This is a genomic window from Marinilabiliales bacterium (genome assembly GCA_007695015.1).
Taxonomy (GTDB): domain Bacteria; phylum Bacteroidota; class Bacteroidia; order Bacteroidales; family PUMT01; genus PXAP01.
The window spans coordinates 1-23,181 of sequence record REEN01000028.1; the positions used below are offsets into that span (position 1 = coordinate 1).

The 23,181-nt window shown below is 48.1% G+C and carries 23 protein-coding genes; 15 read left to right on the top strand and 8 right to left on the bottom strand.

The genetic code is table 11. The annotated features are described in order from the left end of the window. Positions 1–365: hypothetical protein (locus tag EA408_01970; GenBank protein TVR74706.1), on the bottom strand; the 365-nt coding region annotated here is incomplete at its 3' end. A 117-nt stretch (positions 366–482) separates the two neighbouring features. On the opposite strand from EA408_01970, the gene EA408_01975 reads away from it, so the two are divergent. From EA408_01975 to EA408_01990, 4 genes are all read left to right on the top strand, one after another. Further along, positions 483–1,733 (top strand): sensor histidine kinase, encoded by a 1,251-nt coding sequence (locus EA408_01975; GenBank protein ID TVR74685.1) that lies wholly within the window; start codon positions 483–485, stop codon positions 1,731–1,733. Positions 1,734–1,818: 85 nt separating this feature from the next. Beyond that, entirely contained in the window at positions 1,819–4,215 is a 2,397-nt protein-coding gene (locus EA408_01980) for a PAS domain S-box protein (protein ID TVR74686.1), read from the top strand. Next, the gene (locus EA408_01985; protein ID TVR74687.1) at positions 4,215–5,120 is read left to right on the top strand and encodes a PAS domain S-box protein; all 906 of its coding nucleotides are present in this window, start codon (positions 4,215–4,217) and stop codon (positions 5,118–5,120) included. The genes EA408_01980 and EA408_01985 overlap by 1 nt, the downstream gene beginning before the upstream one ends. A 78-nt stretch (positions 5,121–5,198) precedes the next feature. Continuing rightward, entirely contained in the window at positions 5,199–6,146 is a 948-nt protein-coding gene (locus EA408_01990; GenBank protein ID TVR74688.1) for a response regulator, read from the top strand. Positions 6,147–6,252: 106 nt separating this feature from the next. Here EA408_01990 and EA408_01995 read toward each other — a convergent pair whose 3' ends face one another. Genes EA408_01995 through EA408_02005 form a run of 3 tightly spaced genes read right to left on the bottom strand, consistent with a single transcriptional unit; the run spans position 6,253 to position 7,780 of the window. Further along, positions 6,253–7,026, bottom strand: a complete 774-nt coding sequence (locus tag EA408_01995) for a tetratricopeptide repeat protein (GenBank protein ID TVR74689.1) — start codon at positions 7,024–7,026, stop codon at positions 6,253–6,255. A gap of 24 nt (positions 7,027–7,050) precedes the next feature. Continuing rightward, positions 7,051–7,254 carry a hypothetical protein gene (locus tag EA408_02000; GenBank protein TVR74690.1) on the bottom strand — a complete coding sequence of 68 codons (204 nt, stop codon included), beginning with the start codon at positions 7,252–7,254 and terminating at the stop codon, positions 7,051–7,053. Then, on the bottom strand, positions 7,247–7,780 hold the full coding sequence (locus tag EA408_02005; GenBank protein ID TVR74691.1) for a hypothetical protein: 534 nt from the start codon (positions 7,778–7,780) through the stop codon (positions 7,247–7,249). The genes EA408_02000 and EA408_02005 overlap by 8 nt, the downstream gene beginning before the upstream one ends. A gap of 231 nt (positions 7,781–8,011) precedes the next feature. Here EA408_02005 and EA408_02010 point away from each other — a divergent pair, with 231 nt between their 5' ends. The 7 genes from EA408_02010 (at position 8,012) to EA408_02040 (ending at position 15,848) form a co-directional block, all read left to right on the top strand. Further along, positions 8,012–8,818 (top strand): hypothetical protein, encoded by an 807-nt coding sequence (locus EA408_02010; GenBank protein TVR74692.1) that lies wholly within the window; start codon positions 8,012–8,014, stop codon positions 8,816–8,818. An 18-nt stretch (positions 8,819–8,836) separates the two neighbouring features. Continuing rightward, a complete protein-coding gene (locus tag EA408_02015) occupies positions 8,837–9,655 on the top strand; it encodes a glycerophosphodiester phosphodiesterase (GenBank protein ID TVR74693.1) in 819 nt (272 codons plus the stop codon). Between the two features lie 35 nt (positions 9,656–9,690). After that, on the top strand, positions 9,691–10,311 hold the full coding sequence (locus EA408_02020; GenBank protein TVR74694.1) for a methyltransferase domain-containing protein: 621 nt from the start codon (positions 9,691–9,693) through the stop codon (positions 10,309–10,311). Between the two features lie 41 nt (positions 10,312–10,352). Beyond that, positions 10,353–10,769, top strand: a complete 417-nt coding sequence (locus EA408_02025) for a hypothetical protein (GenBank protein ID TVR74695.1) — start codon at positions 10,353–10,355, stop codon at positions 10,767–10,769. Next, entirely contained in the window at positions 10,766–13,018 is a 2,253-nt protein-coding gene (locus EA408_02030) for a TonB-dependent receptor (protein ID TVR74696.1), read from the top strand. The genes EA408_02025 and EA408_02030 overlap by 4 nt, the downstream gene beginning before the upstream one ends. Positions 13,019–13,231: 213 nt before the next feature. Further along, a complete protein-coding gene (locus tag EA408_02035) occupies positions 13,232–14,545 on the top strand; it encodes a radical SAM protein (GenBank protein TVR74697.1) in 1,314 nt (437 codons plus the stop codon). Then, positions 14,526–15,848 carry a thioredoxin-disulfide reductase gene (locus tag EA408_02040; GenBank protein ID TVR74698.1) on the top strand — a complete coding sequence of 441 codons (1,323 nt, stop codon included), beginning with the start codon at positions 14,526–14,528 and terminating at the stop codon, positions 15,846–15,848. Before EA408_02035 ends, EA408_02040 begins: the two co-directional genes overlap by 20 nt. 10 nt (positions 15,849–15,858) lie before the next feature. On the opposite strand, the gene EA408_02045 is transcribed toward EA408_02040, so the two are convergent. Continuing rightward, positions 15,859–16,449 carry a hypothetical protein gene (locus EA408_02045; protein ID TVR74699.1) on the bottom strand — a complete coding sequence of 197 codons (591 nt, stop codon included), beginning with the start codon at positions 16,447–16,449 and terminating at the stop codon, positions 15,859–15,861. Further along, on the bottom strand, positions 16,449–17,381 hold the full coding sequence (locus tag EA408_02050; GenBank protein ID TVR74700.1) for a hypothetical protein: 933 nt from the start codon (positions 17,379–17,381) through the stop codon (positions 16,449–16,451). The genes EA408_02045 and EA408_02050 overlap by 1 nt, the downstream gene beginning before the upstream one ends. A gap of 228 nt (positions 17,382–17,609) precedes the next feature. Here EA408_02050 and coaW point away from each other — a divergent pair, with 228 nt between their 5' ends. After that, complete coding sequence (gene coaW, locus EA408_02055) at positions 17,610–18,440, top strand: type II pantothenate kinase (GenBank protein TVR74701.1); 831 nt, start codon at positions 17,610–17,612, stop codon at positions 18,438–18,440. Positions 18,441–18,478: 38 nt separating this feature from the next. Then, positions 18,479–19,348: an ROK family protein gene (locus tag EA408_02060; GenBank protein TVR74702.1), complete on the top strand. Its 870-nt coding sequence runs from the start codon at positions 18,479–18,481 to the stop codon at positions 19,346–19,348. Between the two features lie 41 nt (positions 19,349–19,389). On the opposite strand, the gene EA408_02065 is transcribed toward EA408_02060, so the two are convergent. Beyond that, complete coding sequence (locus EA408_02065) at positions 19,390–20,403, bottom strand: sugar isomerase (protein TVR74703.1); 1,014 nt, start codon at positions 20,401–20,403, stop codon at positions 19,390–19,392. Between the two features lie 15 nt (positions 20,404–20,418). Next, entirely contained in the window at positions 20,419–20,979 is a 561-nt protein-coding gene (locus EA408_02070) for an N-acetyltransferase (protein TVR74704.1), read from the bottom strand. Positions 20,980–21,533: 554 nt separating this feature from the next. Here EA408_02070 and EA408_02075 point away from each other — a divergent pair. After that, positions 21,534–22,463: a hypothetical protein gene (locus tag EA408_02075; GenBank protein TVR74705.1), complete on the top strand. Its 930-nt coding sequence runs from the start codon at positions 21,534–21,536 to the stop codon at positions 22,461–22,463. 538 nt (positions 22,464–23,001) lie between these two features. Next, positions 23,002–23,181, top strand: a 180-nt coding sequence (locus tag EA408_02080) for a fasciclin domain-containing protein (protein ID TVR74707.1), incomplete at its 3' end; no start/stop codon positions are given.

Sequence of the window (23,181 nt, forward strand, 5' to 3'; positions counted from 1 at the left end):
CAGAGCCTGCCCGAGTTGACAGCGTGCCAGTTGTAGAGGGCTCCATACTTGTCGCCGTAGGTCTCCCGGTCATTTTTATACCAGCTGTAGGCCCCGTTCCTGTTACCTGCCCAGGCTGTGCTGCTGGTTCCCGGACTTTCAATGGGGGAGCCATCATTGTACCTGGTGGTCCTGAGATTCTCGGCCATCCATTCCTGTCCGTCTATCATCACCGTCCTGTACCTGTTGCCGTCGGCATCGGTAACCGAACCGTCGCCGCTCCCCGTTCCCACAGCATCATCTTTCCTGCAGGCACCGGTAAATGCCAGAAATGCGAGTATGATCAAAGGCAGCCGGGTGGTAGTAATATATTTGGCAGGTATCATTTTACCGGGTGATTTGTTTGAATTATGGCCGTAAAATTATATAATTTTACAATGACTGCAATATAGCATCATTGACAGCTCTTTTTGTTAACGGGAATATTCATTTATTATTTAAATATGGGAAGATTTTCTTCAATAAATGTAAGGGGCAGGGACCAGCCCGTAAAGGTAAGGGTCGGGTCAGATTCAAAGCCTGGGATAACATCTGAAGTAATAGAAAAATGGCAGTCGCTTATTGATACTGCAGCTAAGATCACAGGGGTGCCATCCGGACTTATAATGAAGCTTAATCCCGAAACCATTGAGGTGTTCATGAAAAGTAACACCGAAGGTAATCCTTACAAAGCTGGAGATGAAGAGAGGCTGGATCTCGGACTTTATTGTGAAACCGTTATAGGGACAGGGAAGATGCTGCTGTTGCCCGATGCGCGGAAGAGCAGTGTGTGGAAGGATAATAATCCGGATATTGGCCTTAACATGATTGCCTATCTTGGATTTCCCATCAACTGGCCTGACGGCGAGGTTTTCGGCACTGTCTGCCTTCTTGATAGCAAGGAGAACAGGTTCAGCGACGACTATATAAGTCTTCTCAGACAGGTAAAACAGCATATTGAGACGGACCTGAAGCTGCTTGTCTCGGCCGGTGAGATGAAAAAAGCATATGAAGAGCTTGAAAAGCTCAGTGATATAAAAACAAGGTTCCTGTCGCTCATCTCTCATGATATAAGGGGTGGTATAGGCACTATTGAGGAGCTGCTCAAGCTCACTGTCGAGCGAATGGACGGATATGACGAAAAAAAGCTCAGAAAAATACTGGTATCGCTCAGCGAAACAGCAGGATCGGTATACCTTACCCTTGAGAACCTGCTCAACTGGTCAAAGAATGACCTGCTTTTCCTGGACCCTGATAAAAAGGTGTTCAGCCTGGTCCGGATCATTGACGATCTGCTGGTCTATTTCAGACAGGCGATAATTATCAAGAACATCGAGGTTGCAAAGGACTTTCCTTCCGGCGATGCTGTTGTCTTTGCCGATGAGAATATGGTAACGACCTCGCTGCGCAATATATTGTCAAACGCGGTTAAGTACAACCATCCTAACGGGAAAGTTATCATAAAGTTATTGAATGCCGGCGATAAGGTGCTGATAAGTATTGAGGATACCGGCATCGGTATGGATGAGGCTGCAGTTGAAAGGCTGTTTTCATATGACCCGGGAAAGGTGAGCGAAGGCACTTACGGGGAGAGCAGTTCGGGACTTGGACTTTTCCTTACAAGGGATTTTATTGAGAAGAATAATGGAACAATCAGGGTTCACAGCCGTAAAGGAGAAGGTACCACGTTTGAGATATCGCTGCCGGCCGGCTGAATACCGGACCGGAAATGTAACAACCTTTACCGAAAAAGAAATGCTGCATCCGGAAACCGAAGGTTTGAATATTGCCTGAAAAACTATGGTTCCTGAACAGAGCAATAAAATAGCTGAAGCATTAAGGAGATGGTCTCTGCTGTCGTCTGTTATTATCCTGTTTGTTGCTCTGGCTGTTGCTGCAGGCTGGATTGCAGATGTAATGCTGCTGAGAAGCCTCCACCCGGAATGGGTCTCGATGAAGTTCAACACTGCTCTCGGGTTTGTCCTGACGGGCAGCGCTCTTGTTGTGTACCATAGTGCCGGAATGAACCGCAGGCATCTGGTGGCGTCGGCCCTGGCGGGACTGGTGTTGCTGCTGTCTTTTGCCACGTTGCTGCAGTATATTCTGGATGTCAACCTCGGGATCGATGAGTTGTTTATATCAGATGATGCTGAAGCCATCAGGACCCATTCACCCGGAAGGATGGCCCTCTCATCCTCCATAGGTTTCGTTGTGGCATCAACGGGATCGCTGTTTATTGTATCAGGCAGGAAAATGCTTCTCTCAGTCTCACAGGGCCTGGGGGTGGTGCTGGTTGTTTTTTTCATGATTCCTTTGCTTGGATACTTATACGGCATTTCTGGACTTTACGGTTATGCAGATTTTACCAGTGTAGCCTTCCTTACCGCTATCCTGTTTATCATTCTGGGGATGGCACTGTTGTTTGCCCATCCCGGTCACGGCATGATATCATATTTGAGCTGGGATACCCCGGGCGGCTATATTGCACGCAGGCTTGTGCCATTATCATTGTTGCTGCCCGTGGCATTTGTGTGGGTGCTGATCATGATCCACAGACAGGGCTGGCTGACTGTTTTTTCCGATTTTCACCTTGCAACGGTTATGCTGATAATTGTTTTTCTGCTGCTTACATCAAGGTTCCTTTATTATATCAACTTGCTGGACAAAAGAAGGAGTGAGGCTCTTGAAGAGACTCATATTGCCAATCAGCACATCATCTCACATGTTGAAAATTCGCCGCTGGCAGTTATCGAATGGGATAATGAGTTCAGGATAAGGAGGTGGACAAAGAGAGCCGAGATTCTTTTTGGATGGGAGGCTGAAGAGGTGATGAAATTACTGCCGGAAGAATGGAACTTTGTCCCCGACGAGGACCGGGAAAGCGTTAACGAGGTTATGCGCAGGCTCATGAAAGGAGAAGAGACAAGCACTGTGTCGTCAAACAGGAACTACACCAGCGATGGCAGGGTTCTTCACTGTGTATGGTATAATTCAGCTCTTCATGGCAGGGATGGACGGCTTATTTCAATACTGTCGCTCGTGAATGATGTTACCGTGGAAAAGGAGAAGGAGGAAAAGCTCAGGCAGAATGAGTTCCTGCTGAGAATGGCCGGCGATCTTGCTCATATGGGCGGGTGGACCGTTAATCTTGAACAGAACAGGGTGGTATGGTCAGACCAGGTTGCCCGTATCCATGAGATGCCTCCGGGTTATTCGCCTACGGTTGAAGAGGGTATTGGTTTCTATGCTCCCGGATTCAGGGAGAGGGTTAATCAGGTGTTTTCGAAATGCACCGAAGAGGGAATTCCCTATGACGAGGAGATGCAGATAATTGCCGGCTCGGGACGGAGGGTCTGGGTGCGGACCTTTGGAGTTGCGGAGCGTGATGAACAGGGAAAGATCGTTAGTGTGACAGGCGGATTCCAGGATATAACAGAAAAGAAAATAAGGGAAGAGGAGATAAGGAGACTCAATGATGAGCTTGAGGAGAGGGTTATGCAACGCACAAGGCAGCTGGCCGGGATCAACAGGGAGCTTGAGGCTTTCGCCTACTCGGTCTCGCATGACCTGAAGGCGCCGTTAAGGGCTATGAAAGGGTTTGCCGGGATACTCAGTGATGATTTTGGCAACCGCCTTGACGATGAGGGTAAAAGGATCTGCAGTGTGATCAGGGATAATACACGTATAATGGGCCGGCTGATTGACGGCCTGCTGGCATTTTCAAAGCTTAGCAGCCGTGAAATGATGTTTGCTGAGGTTGATATGACCTCCCTGGTAAGATCAGTATATCATGAAGTGACTACTCCGCATGACCGTGAAAGGATAAAATTTACCGGCGAAAAACTGTGTAATGTAAAAGGAGATGCTATGATGATCAAGCAATTATGGGCAAACCTGATTTCCAATGCGGTTAAGTTTACAGCAACGGTAAGTGAACCTGAAATAATAATTTCATGCAGCACGGAACAAAAATTACGCAGATTCCGTATTGTAGACAACGGTGTGGGCTTTGATATGAAATATGTTGACAAGATATTCGGGGTGTTCCGGAGGCTGCACAGTGACAGGGAATTTGAAGGGACGGGAGTTGGACTTGCAATTGTGCAGCGGATCGTTCACAGGCATGGCGGAACAATCAGGGCAGAAGGGAAACCCGGTAAGGGCGCGGAATTTGTTTTCACAATTCAAACCACATAATGATGGATAAATCCAAAAAGGTACTTATTGTGGAGGATCTGCCGTCTGATGCTGAACTGGCAGAAAGGGAGATAAAAAAGGCTCTGCCCGGCTGCATCTTTAAGAGGGTTGAGACGAGGGATGAGTTCCTCAGCGCTCTTGAGGAGTTCGATCCCGATATTATAGTTTCTGATTACCAGATGCCTGCATTTGACGGTATGACAGCTCTGAAACTGGCTCTGGAAAAGAAACCGCTCGTGCCGTTTATAATGCATACAGGCTCTATGAATGAAGATACGGCTGCTGAATGCATGAAGGCAGGTGCTACCGACTACGTAATAAAAGAGCATATTAAACGCCTTGGACCGGCGGTAATACGTGCGCTTGACCTGGCAGGTCTGAAAAGGGATAACCTGGCATCCCGTCTTGCACTGGTTGAAAGCGAGGCAAGGTTCCGGCGGATTGCAGAAAATGCAGGCGACCTCATTTACCGTTACGACCTTTTCCCCGAAAGGGGATTCACCTTTGTCAGTCCTTCAGCCCTTGAGATCACAGGTTATACACCTGAAGAACATTACAGTGATCCCGACCTGGGAATGAAACTGGTACACACCGGTGACAGGGATAAACTGCAGAAGATCATTGAGGGTGAATATGAAAGCGGGCAGCCGGTAATGATGAGGTGGGTGAAAAAGAGTGGTGATGTTATTTGGATAGAGCAGAAGAATGTCCTGGTTTATGATGATACGGGAAGGCTTGTTTCAATTGAGGGTATAGCACGGGATGTTACCGAGAGGATTATTTCACGTCAGAAACTGCAGAAAGCGCTGGAGAAGGCAGAGGAGAGCGACCGGCTTAAGACAGCTTTTCTCAATAACCTTTCTCACGAGATCCGGACCCCGCTGAACGCTATTGTAGGTTTTTAGGCTGTTCTTGGCGAACCTGACACGTCGCCGGAACAACAGAAAGTTTATGCTGATATTATCAGGGAGAGCAGTGATCAGTTGCTGGGTATAATCGAAGATATAATCAATGTATCGACAATCCAGACGGGACAGCTTGAGGTCCATCCGGTCAAAACAAATGTCAACCGTCTGCTTCAGAGGGTATGTGAACGGTATGGGACCCGCGCCGGCATTAAGGAGATACAACTGGAATGCAGGCCTCTGATCAGCGATCAGGATGCGTTGGTCATGACTGATGAGATTAAATTGTGTCACGTGATCAACCACCTGGTGGACAACGCATTGAAGTTTACTGACAAGGGCAGTGTGGATGTTACTTCCTGCATCGTTGAAAACAGGATCAGGTTCTGTGTATCGGATACGGGAATCGGGATTGATACTTCAGATAGTGATTTGATATTCAGGCATTTTCATCAGTCCGAGACCGGGCTTTCAAAAAAGAGGGGTGGACTGGGCATCGGGTTGTCGGTATCCAGGTCTTTTATCGAGGCGATGGGAGGTGCAATATGGTTTGAAAAGGGTGATGATGCCGGGACCAGATTCTATGTTGAGATCCCATGGCAGCCTGCTTCAGAAAACGAAGAGGTCAAAACCACTTTAAATATTAAGGGGAAAGAGAACCTGAAAGTACTTGTTGCAGAGGATGAGGAGAGCAACTTCTTCCTTATGCAGGAGATACTGAGCGGACTTGATCTGGAGATCCTGCATGCCTGGAACGGAAAGCAGGCTGTCGATATGGTGTCTCAGAATTCCGGCATCAGCCTGGTACTTATGGATATCAAGATGCCGATAATGGGCGGACTGGAAGCTACTGAGCAGATCAAGAAGAAATATCCTGATCTGCCTGTCATTGCAGTCACCGCTCATGCATTATCGGGTGACAAAGAAAGAGCACTTGAGGCGGGCTGTGATGAATACATGACAAAACCGGTTTCGGTAAGTGCCCTGACCGGGGCCGTCAGCAGGCACCTCGGGATCGTGTCCTGAGAAAGAGCGGACTATTTGTAAGGCATACCCGGCACCCTGAAGGCCTTTTATCCGGCATACCCGGCACCCTAAAGACCATTTATTCCGGCATAACCGTGAATGTGATCTAGGGGGAACCGTTACTCTCGGTGTTGCAGTATAAATCCAGAGGTTCTGCTGCCTCTTCAAACCCGAGTTCCAGAGCCTTTTTCCAATCGGAACATGCATCTTCGTGCCTGCCCAGTTCATGCCCGGTAAATCCCCGCCGGTAATATACCTGCGCCAGATCCGGTTCGAAATCCAGCACCCTGGTGTAATCTTCAAATGCTTCGCGATGCTCTCCGAGGTTTCCCCGGGCAATGGCCCGGTTGAAATAGGTGCCGACCTCATCAGCGCCGTGTTGGAGGGCCCTGCTGAAATCATCAACGGCATCATGATAACTGCCGCTGGCCAGCCTGGAAAGCGCCCTGTTAAAAAACGGAACGGCAAGGTTCGGATCGGGGGTTGCAGTGCCACTTGAGCTTATTATGTTTCCCTTCTGGTCGTAAATTGTCAGTTTGAATTCCTTTTTTTCTTCACCCTTTATTATCTCGATTGCCCTGGTGTAATCATCGATTGCCCCGGTATAGTTTTCCAGGTTATATTTGGCAGATCCCCTCAGAACCCAGGCCGAGAAATTTTCAGGGTTATTGTCCAGGGCCCTTGTAAGGTCTGCTAAGGCTCCCTCGTAGTCGCTCATATTGTATTTCACGAGGGCGATGTTGTAATACTGGAAATCGGTCTGCGACCGCACAATGATGCTTGAAAGCAAAAGTACCGGTATGATAATTGCCTTTTTCATATTCGTGGGGATTAAGGTGAAATAAACGATATAATGAAGTATTTTGTTTTTTGCCCTCAAATGTTGTTACCATACTCACACTTGCTATCCTGTAACATTTTTGGAGTATTCACTCATTTTTTGAGTACCCGCATTTTGGCGCTGCACCCACACAATGGCAATGTACTTAAAAAACGTTACTCTACTGGCTGGCCGGCATGGTTCCGGGAAGCCCTGATCAGGGCTGACTGCTTTAATCCCTGCTTTAACCCCTGCTTTAATCCCTGCTTTAATCCCTGCTTTAATCACTTCTGTAATCCCTGCTGTAAATAAGGTTACCGCGGGCATCGTAGCTGCTCATCCCGATGAGGCTTCCTTTATCGTCGTATGCATAGACCCACCTTACATCTATACGGTCACGGGCATCAAACCATATTGCGCCGGTCATCCTGTCGTTCCCGTCCCATGTGTAGACACGCCTTCCTTCCTGCCTGCCACGCCTGTCGAACCATATTGTTTCAATCTTATTGTCCTTTTCATTGTACCTGAAGATATACCTGCTTATGATCCTGCCCCTTGCATTATACCCAACTGATTCTGTCCTGTTGCCGTTTTCGTCGTACCTGTAAATCCACCTGTAATCTATTCTGCCACCGGGCGTATACCTGATCTCTTCTATCTTATTGTCATTTTTGTCGTATTTGACGGAGTAGCTGTATTGCTGCTGCTGCAGCCATCCGGGTGCAGGACTAAGGATAAAAACTGCAGGTAAAAGCCCCGGCAAAACTGCAGGTAACAGCCTTGTTAAAACCGTTATTATCCTTTTTATCTGCATGATCTGCCGGGTTACATAACAATGATTACCGGAAGAGTTAGAAAATATACAAAAAAAAACTGAACTTTGCCTCGTTGCCAGGTTGGAAAGATAATATCAGACAGATAATAAACTGGCCCTTCCCTTTGTTATAACGCTACACTAAATATTTATAATATGAGGTTATTAGTACTATTTTCAGTTGTTGCATTATCTTTTTACGGATGTGCACTGCCGGTTGCAGTTGTAGAAATGCGGCAGGAGAGTCCGGTATCTCTCAGGCATCTGGCTGCCGGAGAGCTGACGGATAATATGATACATGATGAGGGATCCGGCTTTCATTATAAATTTGAATACGACCGCAATAACCTCTACCTGAAGCTGGCAGCCGAAGATCCCGTGCTGGTCAGTAAGATAGCGTATTTCGGGTTGACTGTCTGGATAGACCGGGCCGGAGAAAGAAACAAGGATCAGGGTTTCCGTTTTCCTGTGCCTGCAAGGGTTGCGGGAAGGCCGGCCGGAGGTTCCGGGACACAGGCAGGCGTAACGGCCCGCAGAGCACAGGAAGGCATGGCAGCTAACAGGCCGGGGGAAGGCTCTGCCCGAATTTTGCCGGAAAAGCCCGGGGCATTACTTGAAAGAGCCGAAGAGATTGAGCTTATAGGGATATACGGAAGTGCCTCCCGTACAGTGAAGATCTGGGACAGCCGGATAAGGGTAAGTGTGGCCATGGTCGAAGATTTACTTGTTTATGAGGCGGTTATACCTTTTGAGATGTTGCAAAGGGGGTTTGATCCGTTTACTGCCGGCGGGCAGTGGACAGTGGGACTGGAAACGGGTCATTACGAGCCTCCTGCCCAGCCAAGGCAGGTTCAGCCCCGCGGCGGCAGTCCGTCAGGAGGGATTGGACAACCCGGCAGGATGCCCGGGCAGTATCCCGGCCAGTATCCCTCTCAATATCCCATGGCAGACAGGGCCAGGATCGATGCCCGGGGCGGAGAGATGGCGGCGTTCTCACGTCCCTCCCGGCTCTGGATGAAGCTTGAGTTTGCCAGGTAGCGACAAAATACCATTATTATGCATAGACTACTTTTTTTTGCAGTTGCAATGCTTATTGCAGCATGCCAGTCCCCAAATGACCAGGTTATGATAGTAGCCCACAGGGGTGCCTCACATGATGCCCCGGAAAATACAATTCCCGCTTTCCTGCTGGCGCTGGAGCAGGGAGCCGATGCCATTGAGGGTGATTTTTTCCTGACTGCCGACAATGAAATAGTGTGCATACATGATGCCAGGACCGGCAGGGTGTCAGATATGGACCTTGTAGTTGAAGAATCAACCCTTGAAGAGCTCCGGCAACTTGATGTGGGTTCCTGGAAAGGTGCTCAATGGGCGGGAACAGGCATGCCTGCACTTTCAGAAGTGTTTGCGCTGGTGCCCCCGGGGATCAGGATATTCCTGGATATCAAGTCCGGTCCCCAAATACTGCCCCGGCTCTATGAAGAAATTGAAAACTCCGGCCTCGACGATGACCAGGTGGTGCTGATAGCTTTCAATGCCGAGGTGGTGAGGCAGTTCAAGGAGAAAAGGCCTCAGCATAAAGCCTACTGGTTATCAGGCCTCAGTCTGGATGATGACGGCAACGTGACACCGTCACCCGGATCGGCCATTGAAACTCTTAAGAGGATAGGGGCTGACGGGTTCTCCTCGCATCATGGCCTTATTACAAAAGAGTATATAGAGCAGGTGCTTGATGCCGGTTTTGAGTACCATGTGTGGACTGTCAACGATCCCGAAAGAGCATGGGAGCTGGCAGGTTACGGAGCTATGTCAATCACAACCGATGTTCCATTGACTGTAAGGGAATTTTTTGAAAATAAACGCCTGAGACAATAAATCAGTATCTTTGTAAAGGGAATGCCCCAACTGAGATGGACGATGCAATAAAAATACGTTATTCTAAACTTGCAGATGAAACCTGCTGCCTGTCTTGCGGGGGTGCCAGGGAAAAGGGTTGCGCACAGCCCGGCGAGGTTTGTGTTGACCTGGGCAGCGGACGCGGCAACGATGTTCTGAGGCTTGCCATGGAAGTGGGCGACAGTGGCTTTGTTTACGGGATAGATGCAACACCCGGGATGATAAGTAAAGGTAAACTGGCCGCCACAAAACTGGGAGTGGAGAATGCTGAGTTCATTTTGTCGGGGCTGGAGGATATACCCCTGGCGAGCGGCACTGCCGACCTGGTAATATCAAATTGCGTTATAAACCATGTAAGTAACAAGAGTGCTGTCTGGAACGAGATTTACCGTTTGCTGAAGAGCGGAGGGCGATTTGTGGTAAGTGATATCTACTCGGTTAAGCCGGTACCCGGTGAGTACAGTTCTGACCCCTCGGCGGTGGCAGAATGCTGGGCCGGGGCTGTGACCAGGGAGGAATATTTACGGATGGTGCAAGAATCGGGATTTGTCAATATAGAGATCCTGGAAGAGAGCCGGCCCTACAGTAAAGGCAAAATAGAGGCATGCAGTTTTACCATCAGGGGATACAGGTGAAATGGCAAACATCTCCCTGTAAAATCTTAATAACTCTTACTATGAGAAATCTGGGATTACTGATCATGTTTTTGTCCGTTCTTGTCATTATATCATGCGACAAGGATGAGGATGAGGTATCTGAAAGGTTCAGGTTCCTTACCAGTGTTGAGTGGGAATCTGACCAGCTCCTTGTGAACAGTGAAGATGCCAGCGGTCCCGGTGAAATGCTGGAAGATTTCAAGGGTTCTGTAAAATTCAATGAAGATGGTACCGGCAGTTTCGGGCAATACTCCGGTACCTGGCAGTTTGCAAAGTCAGAGACCGAACTGGTTATAACTACTGAGGCTCTTGGATTTCCGCTGACTACCATTATACATGAACTGACGAAAACCGATCTTAAAGTTGCTACGGCCTTTCCAAACCCGGCCAATCCGGAGGAGCCTCTTAATATCGAGATGTCATTCAAGGCAAAATGATCCGGCGGATCACCCTTATACTGTTTATTTGCACGGCTCTTGCAGGTGCAGCCGGCGGCCAGTCCGGCGTAATAAGGGGAAGGGTAGCGGACAGCCGCACCGGTGAACCGCTTCCACAGGGAACAGTGCTGTATGGCAGGGGATACGGCACCGTTACCGGAGATAACGGATACTATGAGTTCATCCATGAACACGGGAACATCACCATTACCTTCAGGTATGTTGGATACCGCCCTGTCGTTCGCCATGTTACACTGCAGCCTGGCGATACACTGGAGATAGATGCTGCGCTCGAATATGATGCGCCCGAGATCGACCAGGTCGTAGTAAGCGCCGGGAAGTCAGAACAGCGTGTATCTGAACTGACAGTTTCACTCAGCATAATAAGGCCCGAAGTGTTATCTGCATCACATATAAGTGATGCCTCCGGGATGCTTGAACGAACCAGTGGCATAGAGGTGCTGGACGGACAGGCATCGGTACGTGGCGGCAGTGGTTTCAGCTACGGTGCCGGGAGCAGGGTGCTGGCACTTATCGACGGACTACCGGTGCTTTCGGCTGATGCCGGCAGTATCAAATGGCACTTCCTTCCATTCGAGAACATTTCACAGGTGGAGATCATCAAGGGGGCCTCGTCGGTTCTGTATGGCTCATCGGCCCTTAACGGGATAATCAACTTCCGCACTGCACGGCCGGGGAGCGAGCCGGTTACCAGGTTCTTCATCGAGACCGGTGTATATGGCAGGCCTGCGCGCAGGGAGTGGGTATGGTGGGACAGTCCCCGGACCTTTGCAGGTACATCATTTTCTCATTTACAGCGTACCGGCAATACCGATATGGGAGTAGCCCTGTACCTTAATGAGGATAGCGGTTACCGACGGCTGAATGATAACAGGCTGGGAAGGGGAAATATCATGGTCAGACATGATCACAGCAGGGTAGAGGGATTCTCTTTCGGGGTTAATGTGAACGGCGGCCTTACCAGGAAAAGTGACTTTATTTTGTGGGAAGATGCCCGGAGTGGTGCCCTGAAGCAGGATGAGAGCACTGCCAACAGGTTGTATGGCAGTCTTGTGACCATTGATCCCTGGATCAGTCTGAACAGGGAGGGCCATTCGAAGCACGACCTCCGGACCAGGCTGCAAAGCTCAATTAATGACTTTCCGGAAGCACCGCGCAACAACAGTCATGCAAGATCGTTCCTGGCCGAGTACCAGTTTGCCCGCAGTTTCTCTCCTGTTTTCACTCTTAATTCGGGCATAATGCAGAATTACAGCCGTATCGAATCTCTTTTTTACGGCGATCATAACTCACTTAATATTGCAGCCTATACCCAGGCCGATATTTCACCGGCCGACAGGTTGAAGATTGTTGCCGGGCTGAGGGGTGAGATAAATTCACTCGACGGCGAATATGACAGGTTCGTGCCGCTTTTCAGGACAGGGGTCAATTACCGGTTGGCAGATTATACCTTTTTGAGAGGTTCATGGGGGCAGGGATACAGGTACCCTTCAATTGCTGAGAAACACGCAGCTACAACTCTGGGATCGGTCAGGATAGTGCCCAATCCCGATGTAGGCCCGGAGACGGGATGGAGTACCGAAGTGGGTGTCATGCAGGGTATAATGACGGGTGTCCTGAACGGGCAGGCTGACCTGGCATTCTTTTACCTTCGTAATTCGGGTATGATAGAGTACCTTTTCGGGATCTATCCTGATTATGAAGAGGGCGGGTTCAGTTATGGATTCAAAGCGGTTAATGTTGAAGAATCCAGAGTTTACGGTGGTGAGGCCGGGTTTTCACTCTGGTTTGACACCGGCCGGTCGAGGTATTACATCAACGGGGGATACGTTTTTATCCATCCTGTGGAGTATGATCCCGGAACCGGGAAGAACAAGGAGGGGTTTCTCAAATACCGGCGAAGACATTCTGCCAATCTCAATATCTCCGGTGAATACGGGCGCCTGGAAGCCGGATTCGCCATCAGGGCGGGCTCACGTATCCTTAGCATTGACGATGTGTTTCTGGACGAGCTTACCAGGGAATCAATACTGCCCGGGTTCTATGATTACTGGAATAATTCATACGGGGGCCACATGGTTGTCGATTTTAATTCGGGATATCCGCTAAGTGATTTGCTTAAACTGTCGCTTGCCGTTAAGAATCTTTTCAACACCGAGCATATGGGCCGTCCGGGCGACATTATGCCTCAAAGGAACTTCAGCCTGAGGTTATCGGGCACATTTTAAAGGTATTTTTATTTATCTTTGCACTTGCAAATAAAAGTTGAATATTCTATACAACACAATAACTATGAAGAGTCTTACTATCAAGAAAAAGGAGAAGAAGACGGAACAGGCGCAGTGCTGTGCCAAAAAATCCAGGATCGTTGCCGGCTGTCACGACTGACATCTGGTATCAGCATGCTTTTTACCAATACAGAATAAATTTTCTGCATCCGGATGATGGAACTTTCCAGGTTCAACATTATTTCAGCCATAAATGATTCGGATGAGTTTTTTGTGCTGAACCCTCTTTATGGCAGTGCTGATATTCTAAGCAGGCTGGAGCATGATCTGTTGGTACGGGCTGAGGACCCCTCCGGCGTGTTTGCCGGCCGCGGGTATCTTGTTGACAGGAAAACAGAGAAAACACTTTTCACAGAGGCCTATCTCAAATTTCTGGATGACCGTGAGACCGATGAGATACAGCTCTTTTTCGTCCCGGCCTACACCTGCAATTTTGACTGCTCCTATTGCTACCAGATTGGTTATGATTCCCCTTCCGGGGAAGATTACAGGAAGGTTATTGATGCGTTCTTCAGGTATTCAGACTCTGAGTTTGCCGGCAGAAGGAAGTACATCACCCTTTTCGGCGGGGAACCACTGCTCCCGGGAAAAAGGCACCGTGAAACGATTGAATATTTTATCGACCGGTCAACGGAACGCGGAACCGATATTGCTGTCGTGACCAACGGTTTTCATGTTGACGAATACCTCAATGTCTTCAGAAGAGCACAGATTCGCGAGATACAGGTTACACTTGACGGCACGCGCGAGGTGCATGACAGCAGGAGGCGCCTCAGGAACGGTGAAGGGACGTTTGACCGTATTGTCCGCAACGTCGACATGCTGCTGGAAAACAATATCCCGGTGAACCTGAGGATGGTGGTTGACAGGGAGAATATAGGCAACCTGCCTGACCTGGCGCGGTTTGCCATTAACAGGGGGTGGACCTCATCGGGCATTTTCAGCACTCAGCTCGGCAGGAACTATGAGCTGCATGAATGCCAGCTGAAAAGGAACCGTCTGTTCTCCCGCATAGACCTGCATTCAGAGTTGTACCGGATCATCAGGGATCACCCTCATGTTCTTGATTTTCACCGTCCGGCGTTTTCGGTATCCAGGGCCCTGCATGAAAACGGCAAACTGCCGGCTCCCCTTTTTGATGCCTGTCCCGGCACCAAAACCGAGTGGGCGTTTGACTATACCGGGAAGATTTATGCCTGCACCGCCACGGTCGGAAAGCCCGGCGAGGAGCTTGGCAGCTTCTTCCCCGAAAGGGTAATAGATATGGAAAAGGTTGAGGAGTGGTCAGAAAGAGATATCCTTTCGGTGGAAAAGTGCCGGGAGTGTGAGGCGGCACTGATATGCGGAGGAGGATGCGCTGCTGTGGCAAAAAATAAGGGGGGCAGCCTGCACGGACCTGATTGCAGGCCGGTGAAAGAGCTCCTGGAGTTAGGTATTTCTGCCTATTTTGACAAGGCAGGCTCATGAGCATGAAGTGAAACATAAATTAAAATATATTGAAATGCGAGAGATCAATGCAAATGAGTTCAAAGAGGTAACCGGCCAGGGCGGTGCGGTGCTTGTCGACTTCTATTCAACCGAGTGCCCCCCGTGTGATGCCCTGTTCCCGAAGCTGGAAAGCCTGGAAGAGCTGTTTGATGGCGAGATAACCTTTGTAAAGATATTCAGGCAGGGCAACAGGGATCTGGCCGAAAACCTGGGAGTAAAGTCATCTCCCACATTGCTGTTCTACAACGGTGGCAGGGAAGTGTGCCAAAGGCTTGCCGGCGGGATCAAACGCTCCGATATTATACGTGAGATCGGGCATGTCATCGGCCGTGACAAGGTTGATAAAATAATGTCTGCCGTCGAGCCGGTTGTAACCCATACAGACGTGGCCATCCTGGGTGCCGGTCCCGGAGGCCTGACGGCGGGACTGTACCTGTGCCAGGCCAAGATTGACACGACACTTATTGATGTCGCCCTACCGGGCGGATACGTCGCCACAACGCACATGATATCCAACTATCCCGGTTTCATTGAGCCCCAGCCGGGCTACATGCTTTCGCATAATATGTCGGAACAGACAAAGAGATGCGGTACAGTTTACAAAGTCGCCGTGGATGTAACCCGTGTTGATCTGGAGAAGAAAGAGATAGTGATAGATGAATATGAGACAGTCAGGGCCAGGAAGATAATCATAGCCACCGGTACAACCCCCAGGAAGCTTAACATTCCCGGTGAACAGGAGTATATGGGCAAGGGGATCTCCTATTGCGCTACGTGTGATGCAAAATACTTTAATGACAAGGAGGTGGTGGTCATAGGGGGCGGAAATTCGGCCATTGAGGAATCTGCATTCATCTCGAAATTTGCCTCAAAGATCACAATAGTGCATCAGTTTGACCACCTGCAGGCCAACAAGTCGGCCCAGGAGAAGGCCTTTGCCGACAGCAGGATATCGTTTATGTTCGAGCATGAACCGCGCGCCTTCAGGCGCAAGGGTGATAAGATGGAGGTCGAGGTAGAGGATCTGAAGACAGGCAAAAGAGAGACACTGGTGACTGACGGTATCTTTGTGTTTATCGGACTTGTTCCCAATCTTTCACTGTTCGGCGACAAGCTGGAAACCGACCAGTGGGGTTATGTGAAGGTGAACGATGATATGCAGACAAATATTGAGGGTGTCTACTCGGTGGGCGATGTCAACAGCAAAAAGTACAGGCAGATTACCACGGCGGTTGCCGACGGCACCATTGCGGCAATTGCCATCACCAGGGAGCTGGAGTAGAAAACGGAGCTTACTGTTCAGGCATCATCCCCTTGAGGATGCTTATCATCCTTCCCAGTCCCCGACGGGGGCCGGCCTCTTTTACGGGTGAGAGTCCCAGAAGCTTTACCCTTGCCTCGTTTATCACAGCAAGGTCACTGCAATCACCTCCGTGAATCCTGCAATAAATCAGCACTGCAATAGCTGACTTGAGGGTTTCCGATCTGACCCTAATGGTGTCTGGAGACCAGCGGCCCGGGTGAACGTGTATGTACCGGCCCTTTTCTTTTCCCGGCAACAGTATCCAGACTGAACCGTCGCTGAGCGATAATTCCCGGTAGCGGCCGGAAGCCTCTCCCAGCCAGCCCAGGTAGGCCCGTTCACTGGCTGTCAGTTCTTCTCCCAGAAGATTTTTGATTTCGCCGGTTACCTGCGCCGGAGAGAGACCTCCTGTATAGAGATCCATCTGCGATTTGCCGAGGACAAGCAGTTGTTTTTCCAGTCCGGTTGGATCGCCTTTGTAACAGGTTATGAAATCCGATATATATCCTGCATGATGCTTCAGGCAATTGAGCATGAAAGGTTCAGGTACATAACCGATGGAGCTCTCAGTTTCCTTCATTAATGTTTTAGACCGCTGAGGACTTCCCTGGTCCACTCCATGTATTCGGGCCTGTCCAGCAGTTGACCGGCGCTGAACACCCTGAGGCCGGCGAGTTTGCCCTCGTTTACCAGATCGACATAGTGACCGAGTACTCTTTTGAACTCTTCTTCAGTGAGCCATCTGCCACCGTCCATGCCCGATCTCAGGTAGAGGCCGGCAATCACGGCCCTGTCGGGATGATGTGCTATCGCATTTGCAATATGCTCTTCGGCCCTGCCCATAAGCTCGGGGGTATTGCCCCACAGGTTCACGATCACACCGTCAATATCGAAATCGAATGCGTGCCTTCCCTGGTCGCGGTGCGGGTAATGCGGCACCCAAAGTTTCAGGTCCGGGTTTATCTCCTTTGCCGCGGCAATTATCTCCCTCCATTCCTCTTCGGTCCTGTGCCCCTCTTCCACTTCGTCATAGAAATCATTGAGGTACATACCTACTATACCGGGATACATCTGCGATAAAAGAGCGACCCAGCGGGCATGCCTGATGGACTGCTCATGGGTCCATCCCCAGGCCGCTCGCTCTATCTTGGCAAATACGTAATCTACACCTGGCACCTGAAGGCACTTGTACATGTGGGTGTCCTCCCATGCCTGTCCGGTAAAAGGCGGATCATGCGTCCATATCAGGTTGAAGCCGAGATCGTCAATGATGCCTGTCAGGTCAAGCTGTCTTTGGTGGTTCCACAGGGTGATTAGTTTAGGCATGTCAGCCTGGTTGCCGGCCTTCTCAGGCTGAGGGACACTTAATGCGCTCTTTCCCGATGTTTCGCCGGTTATTGCGAGTTCATTCCTCTCTGAGTTTGCCGCTGATCGTGTACCATCTTCATGTGTTGTCGCGAATCCGGTAAACATTAAAAATAAAGCAATAAGTATAATTCCGGGTTTTTTCATGGCAGGTGAGTTGTTTTTTGTGGTTTGATGACAAATATGATGTTTTTTCCGGTAAAATCAAATTCATCTGCAGTGGTGCTATAGTGAGCTTATTGCAGATATATGGGAACCCATTATGATGCAGTCTTTAATGTCCTTCAGGTTGTATAATGGCGGAGTGCAAATTTACTGATAAAGAATGATGGTTTGTCAGCTCCTTTTTTTAATTTGGCGGTTTATTCATATTTCATGGTACTTGGCATTGATATAGGCGGAACTACCACAAAGATTGCCGGATTCCGGAAAAAGAGGATTTGCGGCGTGGTATCGGTACAGGCTGATGATCCTGTAACTTCAGCTTCCGGGGCACTGGGCAAGTTTACCGATGAATTCCTGCTGAAGCTAAAGGACATAGATACAATAGCAGTGACAGGGGTAGGAGCCAATTCCCTGGGCAATGAACTGTTCGGCATTCCCCTGAAGAGAGTCCCGGAGTTTACAGCTATAGGTCACGGAGGACTCTTTTTGGCAGGACTGGAAAAGGCTGTAGTGGTCAGTATGGGTACAGGAACGGCACTGGTTCTTGCAGATGGCAGGAATATCAGGCATCTTGGCGGATCCGGAGTGGGAGGGGGCACGCTGATAGGCCTGGCAAGGTATATACTGAATACTACCGATTTTCAAAACATTGTTGATCTGGCCGGTGAAGGAGATCTGGGTAACATAGATCTTAATATAAGGGATATAAGCAAGGTTGAGTTGGGTAACATCCCAATGTCGGCTACTGCCTCCAATTTTGGGAAGCATTCGGATAAGGCCAGTCAGCCTGATCTGGCTCTCGGACTGGTAAACCTGGTGTGCCAGAGTATCGGGATGATGGGAGTATTTGCTTCACGTGAGGAGAAGGTAGATCAGATAGTGCTTACAGGCAAGCTGGTAAGGCTGCCACAGGCCGGGAAAATATTCAGTCGTCTGGGCAAGCTTTTCGGTAAAAAATTCATTATTCCCGACTATGCTGAATACAGTACTGCCGTTGGTTCTGCGTATTCAATATCTCCTGCCGGCCAGGAACTGATTTAACACAATTAAGATATTATTAACTGATTAAAATTATTCTCATGGTATCAGATGACAAAACCAAAGGACAGACTGTAATAGGTGTCGATATGGGCGGCACAAAGATCAGGACCGGAAAGGTGAAAGATAATCAGATTATTGCTGCAGCATCAGATTTTGTGCCAAAAACTGATAAGGAGCAGGAGGTTACCGACATGCTGATTAAACTTATCAGGCAGGTATTTGACAAGGAGGTTTCCGGTATAGGCGTCGGTGTGCCCAGCCTGGTTGATGCAGGCAGGGGTATAGTTTATAATGTCCAGAATATCCCTGCCTGGAAGGAGGTCTATCTTAAGGATGTCCTGGAAAAGGAGTTTAATGTCCCGGTATACGTAAACAATGATGCTAACTGCTTTGCCACGGGAGAGAGGTTCTTCGGCAAAGGCAGGGATTATGAAGATTTTGTGGGACTTATCTGTGGTACCGGGCTTGGTGCGGGTATCATCAAAGGTGGACATCTGATGCCAGACACGAACTGCGGTTCAGGCGAGTTTGGCGAGATCTACTATCTTGACAGTATATTTGAGCACTATGCAAGCGGCCAGTTTTTTGAGCGCCAATTTGGTGTTTCGGGTGATGAGATGGCAAAAAGGGCAGGTAATGGCGACCAGGAGGCTGAGAAGGCCTTCAGTGAATTTGCCGTACACCTTGGTAAAGCGATAAAGACCATAATGCTGGCAGTTGATCCTGCTGCAATTATTATGGGTGGTGGTGTATCAGAGTCTTACGAGTTTTACAGGGATGCCCTTTGGAAGGAGATACAGGATTTTCCTTACCCGAAATCGGCAGGTAAACTGAAAATTCTGATAACAGAAACACAGGAGATAGCATTGCTGGGTGCCGCAGCACTTTATTTCAATGCAACAGTCTGATAAATAAGCGCTTTGCGGTTTTGCCGGTTTGATCCTCTTAATCAGCCGGAAGCTTCGTTGCCTATCTTACGAGCCCTTACCGGCTTGTCAGGGTCAATACCGAGTCTTATGCCTGCCTCTACAAGCAGGTTCCAGCCCGCTGCTAGCTTTACATAGGGCTCAAACCGTTCAGGTACGTCCGGAATGGCGACATTGTTAAATGGTGTGGCCGTATCTGAAATAGCAACAACAGGTGTGCCGATGTTGCCGGTATAAACCGACATGATCTTATCGAACTCACCGGGGTAGGCATCAACCATTATAATAATGTCATCGGGCGACATGACCTCTTCAACACCGTGCAGCAGGTAAGTGCCCGGAAGGTAAGAGGCCTTCTTTCTGATTATTTCGTTGGTTTTCAGGGTTAGTTCCTCGGCAACTCCGTTATTATTGCCACTGAACCAGACCATACCGGCGTTACATATCAGTTCGACAATCCTTTCGGCAGGTGTGTAATTTAATGCATCTTCAAAAGCTGTTGCCAGTCCCGGGGTATCAAACTCCTCATTCTGCAGGCCTGCAAGAAGCAAATCATAAAACAGGGCCTGGGCAACAACGGTTTTGCTTGCAGCTACCGCCTTTTCCGGGCCGGCATCAATGATATATGTCTTCTCTGAATATTTTTCGAGAAGTGTATCCCGGTTACATGTCAGACCATAAAGTTGTTTGTGGCCTCCTGCTTTAAGGTCCCTGAAAAGGGTTACCAGCTCCTTTGTCTTGCCGCTGTTTGATGCGCCCAAAACAACAAAACCTTCCAGGTTTTTTCCTGCTAGGTCAGTAGAACTTTCTGTAAGTACCAGGGGGCCGGTATTGGCCATTAATCTTCGATGGACCGCATTTTTGGCAGGGAAGATCCTGCTGCTTCCTTCACCGGTAAGCATCAATGGTGATCCCGGGGTAATACCCTGCAGGAACCCGTAAACATCCCGGGCACTAAAATTTTTAATATAATTTACCGAATCGTACATCTCTTTTACGAGATGATACCTTTTGTAGCGTTCTTCGTTTATGTTCATTCCTGAAATGGAATTCTATTTAAGTTTTTTCACCAGAAAGACATCATTACCCTCACCATACCCTCCTTTTCTGTATTCTTCGATGAATTCGGGCTTGTAATAATCCTCTGCAACGAGCTCAGTCTGCTTGAATCCTGCCTTGGTATAAGCATTTACCGCCCTGGTGTTCTTTCTTGATGGTCTCATGAAAAACGTATGAAGGCCCAGTTCCCTGTGCAATTTTTCAACAAGCAGGTTAACCGCTTCTGTGCCTATTCCCCTCCCTGCATATTCCAGTGATTTGAGCCACATGTCGATCTCTGCTATACCCTCCTTTACGTGAAAAGAGGTATAGTAGATGAAACCGATCTCCTCTTTTTCCGGACCGGAGGTAACTACTTTGTAGCATCTGCCGTTCTCGGGCTGGGTGCCGTCGAAGAAAAAATCCCAGTACTCATTGCAGAACTCCTCATAAGCAGGGATTGTGTCACGGGTGTAACCTTCGAGGTTCATCAGAAAATCAGAAAAGTCGGAGTGGAACAGCCAGTTATAGGCTTTTTTCCTGTCTTCTATTTTGGCTTCAGTAAGTTCTATCATAATCTATTAAGCTTTAATTTTCAAATGTAGATGATTTTTTTTTTCATTTAAAATTTCATATGGAAAAATGAAAAAAAAATCATCGTAAAGCGAAGCGGTTCATCCTGTAGGTCAAAATTTTGTATTTTTTGGACAAAATTTTGGCTGTTATTTAAAGGATAAATATACATTAATTTTTTTCTGCGTAAAATTTTTTTCATCAAAGGATACTTGCAACCGGATATTAAAAATAACTTCCGACCGATGGGTTACTGATGCATTAAAGTGCCGGCCGGAGAGACTTTTAAGGTTAAATATTGTTAATAAAGATTTGTAATAAAAATAGGGTAAGGCCAGCCTCTGGCGGTCTTATAATCAGAGAAGCCCTGAAATTGTAAAACACTTAAAAAAATAGCCATGATAAAAAAAGGTGTACAGTTAGCCGGGCCGGAACCCCCCTGACGGGACCATAAAAATAATTAATTGAACAAAAAAAACGTTAGTATGTATATTGTGATTACGAATAAAGTGGTAACAAATAAATATTGGAAGACATGAAAAAAACAGGATTTATTATGATCTTGCTCCTGGTGCAGCAGATCATAAGCGCGCAGATTGAAATGCCTGATATTATTAAGGTTCAGGAGGCAGCTATTGCAGATACATCTTACACCTACCAGTGGAATGAAGATAAAGCTGACTGGGAGATATATGCCAGGGATCTTCACTTTATTGATGATACAAAGCTTGTGACCAGTGTGCTTAAGCAGCGATGGTACCCTGAAGAAAAAGTATGGGATAACTATCAGCAGACTCTCAAAAACTATGACAACAGGGGGAATGAGGTACAATCCATTCTGCAGGAGTGGAACAGGAGTGCAAAAGACTGGATCAATGTACAGATGAAGACCACAACTTATGATGTAAGGGGAAACGAAGCCGAGATACTCTACCAGGAGTGGCACCGTCCAACAGGAGAGTGGTTTAATACTGTTGTGTATCTTATATCATACAACAGGGATTTTGAGAAGAGTGAGGTTGTAGTCCGTACATACGCAGGCATGCAGAATATATGGGACAACTATATGAGGTTCTCATTCAGCTATAGGGACGGTTTCGGACCTCCCTACGAAGTTATGGTTGAAACATGGGGTAAGCCTGATAATCGCTGGAGAACTTTTGGCCGGTACAATCTTTCCTATAACTACCGGGGAAAAGTGACAGAGGAGACAAGAGCCACCTGGAGCGAGAGCCAAAGGGATTGGATCCTGGGCGTAAGATACCTGATGTCATATCGCAGGAATAATAAGGTGGAGGATATTGAACAGAGATGGGACTATTCTGCAAGAAGATGGGTAAATGCAGCAAGGAAGACATTTGAATATGATGATGCCGGTGAAATTTCGGGTGAGACATTTTATCGCTGGGATCGTTCGTATGATCAGTGGAACCTTGAGCGGAGATTGCTCTATACCGACATCAAGCCTGAAGGTATTGAAACCTGATCTTATAATTGTGAGAGCTGTTTTGTACCTGGTTAGCACAACGTGAATTTGGTGTCAGATTTATTGTATCCTTAAAAAAGCCGGTTTTTACCGGCTTTTTTTATGATGTGCCGTGCACGGCAGATAACCTGATGGAGGTAGCCGTGGGGCATTGTTGTTGCTGCCCGGGTTAGATCGTGCAACACTAACTGGTCAGCCTGGTATGTTATCAGGTTTGGTGTTAATCAAAAGGTGTAAGACGATAAACAATAAAATATATCTGGTATTTTGGCGGATGTTTTTAGAATTATGTAATGAGTTGAAAAACAGATCAAAAATAAGCCATTATTGTTTTGATTAATATTTATATTGATATCAGAGGTGTAGCAAGATGTTTAATAAGATGTAAAAAATTTGAACAAAAATTGATTGAGTGCTGTTTATCAAATATTACTAACCAAAAAGTTGTTTTATGAAAAACAGTACTCTGGAATTTTTAAAAGGTGTTGTCAGAATAAATCTGCTGTTTATTGCAGTTTTTCTGATTTCAGCACAAGCTATGACCGGACAGCCTGATGGCGCTCCGGCTGGAGACCCGCTTCCTGAAACGGTTGTTGACATTATTGTCGGCAGCGACGATCACGGGACTTTGGCCGCAGCAGTGACTGCAGCAGATCTTGTTGCGACGTTGCAGGGTGAGGGGCCGTTCACGGTATTTGCACCCACCGACGATGCATTC

Coding starts and splice junctions, on each gene's coding strand:
- EA408_01975 (TVR74685.1), top strand. CDS start 483: ATGGGAAGATTTTCTTCAATAAATGTAAGGGGCAGGGACCAGCCCGTA.
- EA408_01980 (TVR74686.1), top strand. CDS start 1,819: ATGGTTCCTGAACAGAGCAATAAAATAGCTGAAGCATTAAGGAGATGG.
- EA408_01985 (TVR74687.1), top strand. CDS start 4,215: ATGATGGATAAATCCAAAAAGGTACTTATTGTGGAGGATCTGCCGTCT.
- EA408_02005 (TVR74691.1), bottom strand. CDS start 7,780: ATGCAGATAAAAAGGATAATAACGGTTTTAACAAGGCTGTTACCTGCA.
- EA408_02010 (TVR74692.1), top strand. CDS start 8,012: ATGCGGCAGGAGAGTCCGGTATCTCTCAGGCATCTGGCTGCCGGAGAG.
- EA408_02015 (TVR74693.1), top strand. CDS start 8,837: ATGCATAGACTACTTTTTTTTGCAGTTGCAATGCTTATTGCAGCATGC.
- EA408_02020 (TVR74694.1), top strand. CDS start 9,691: ATGGACGATGCAATAAAAATACGTTATTCTAAACTTGCAGATGAAACC.
- EA408_02025 (TVR74695.1), top strand. CDS start 10,353: ATGAGAAATCTGGGATTACTGATCATGTTTTTGTCCGTTCTTGTCATT.
- EA408_02030 (TVR74696.1), top strand. CDS start 10,766: ATGATCCGGCGGATCACCCTTATACTGTTTATTTGCACGGCTCTTGCA.
- EA408_02035 (TVR74697.1), top strand. CDS start 13,232: ATGATGGAACTTTCCAGGTTCAACATTATTTCAGCCATAAATGATTCG.
- EA408_02045 (TVR74699.1), bottom strand. CDS start 16,449: ATGAAGGAAACTGAGAGCTCCATCGGTTATGTACCTGAACCTTTCATG.
- EA408_02050 (TVR74700.1), bottom strand. CDS start 17,381: ATGAAAAAACCCGGAATTATACTTATTGCTTTATTTTTAATGTTTACC.
- coaW (TVR74701.1), top strand. CDS start 17,610: ATGGTACTTGGCATTGATATAGGCGGAACTACCACAAAGATTGCCGGA.
- EA408_02060 (TVR74702.1), top strand. CDS start 18,479: ATGGTATCAGATGACAAAACCAAAGGACAGACTGTAATAGGTGTCGAT.
- EA408_02065 (TVR74703.1), bottom strand. CDS start 20,403: ATGAACATAAACGAAGAACGCTACAAAAGGTATCATCTCGTAAAAGAG.
- EA408_02070 (TVR74704.1), bottom strand. CDS start 20,979: ATGATAGAACTTACTGAAGCCAAAATAGAAGACAGGAAAAAAGCCTAT.
- EA408_02075 (TVR74705.1), top strand. CDS start 21,534: ATGATCTTGCTCCTGGTGCAGCAGATCATAAGCGCGCAGATTGAAATG.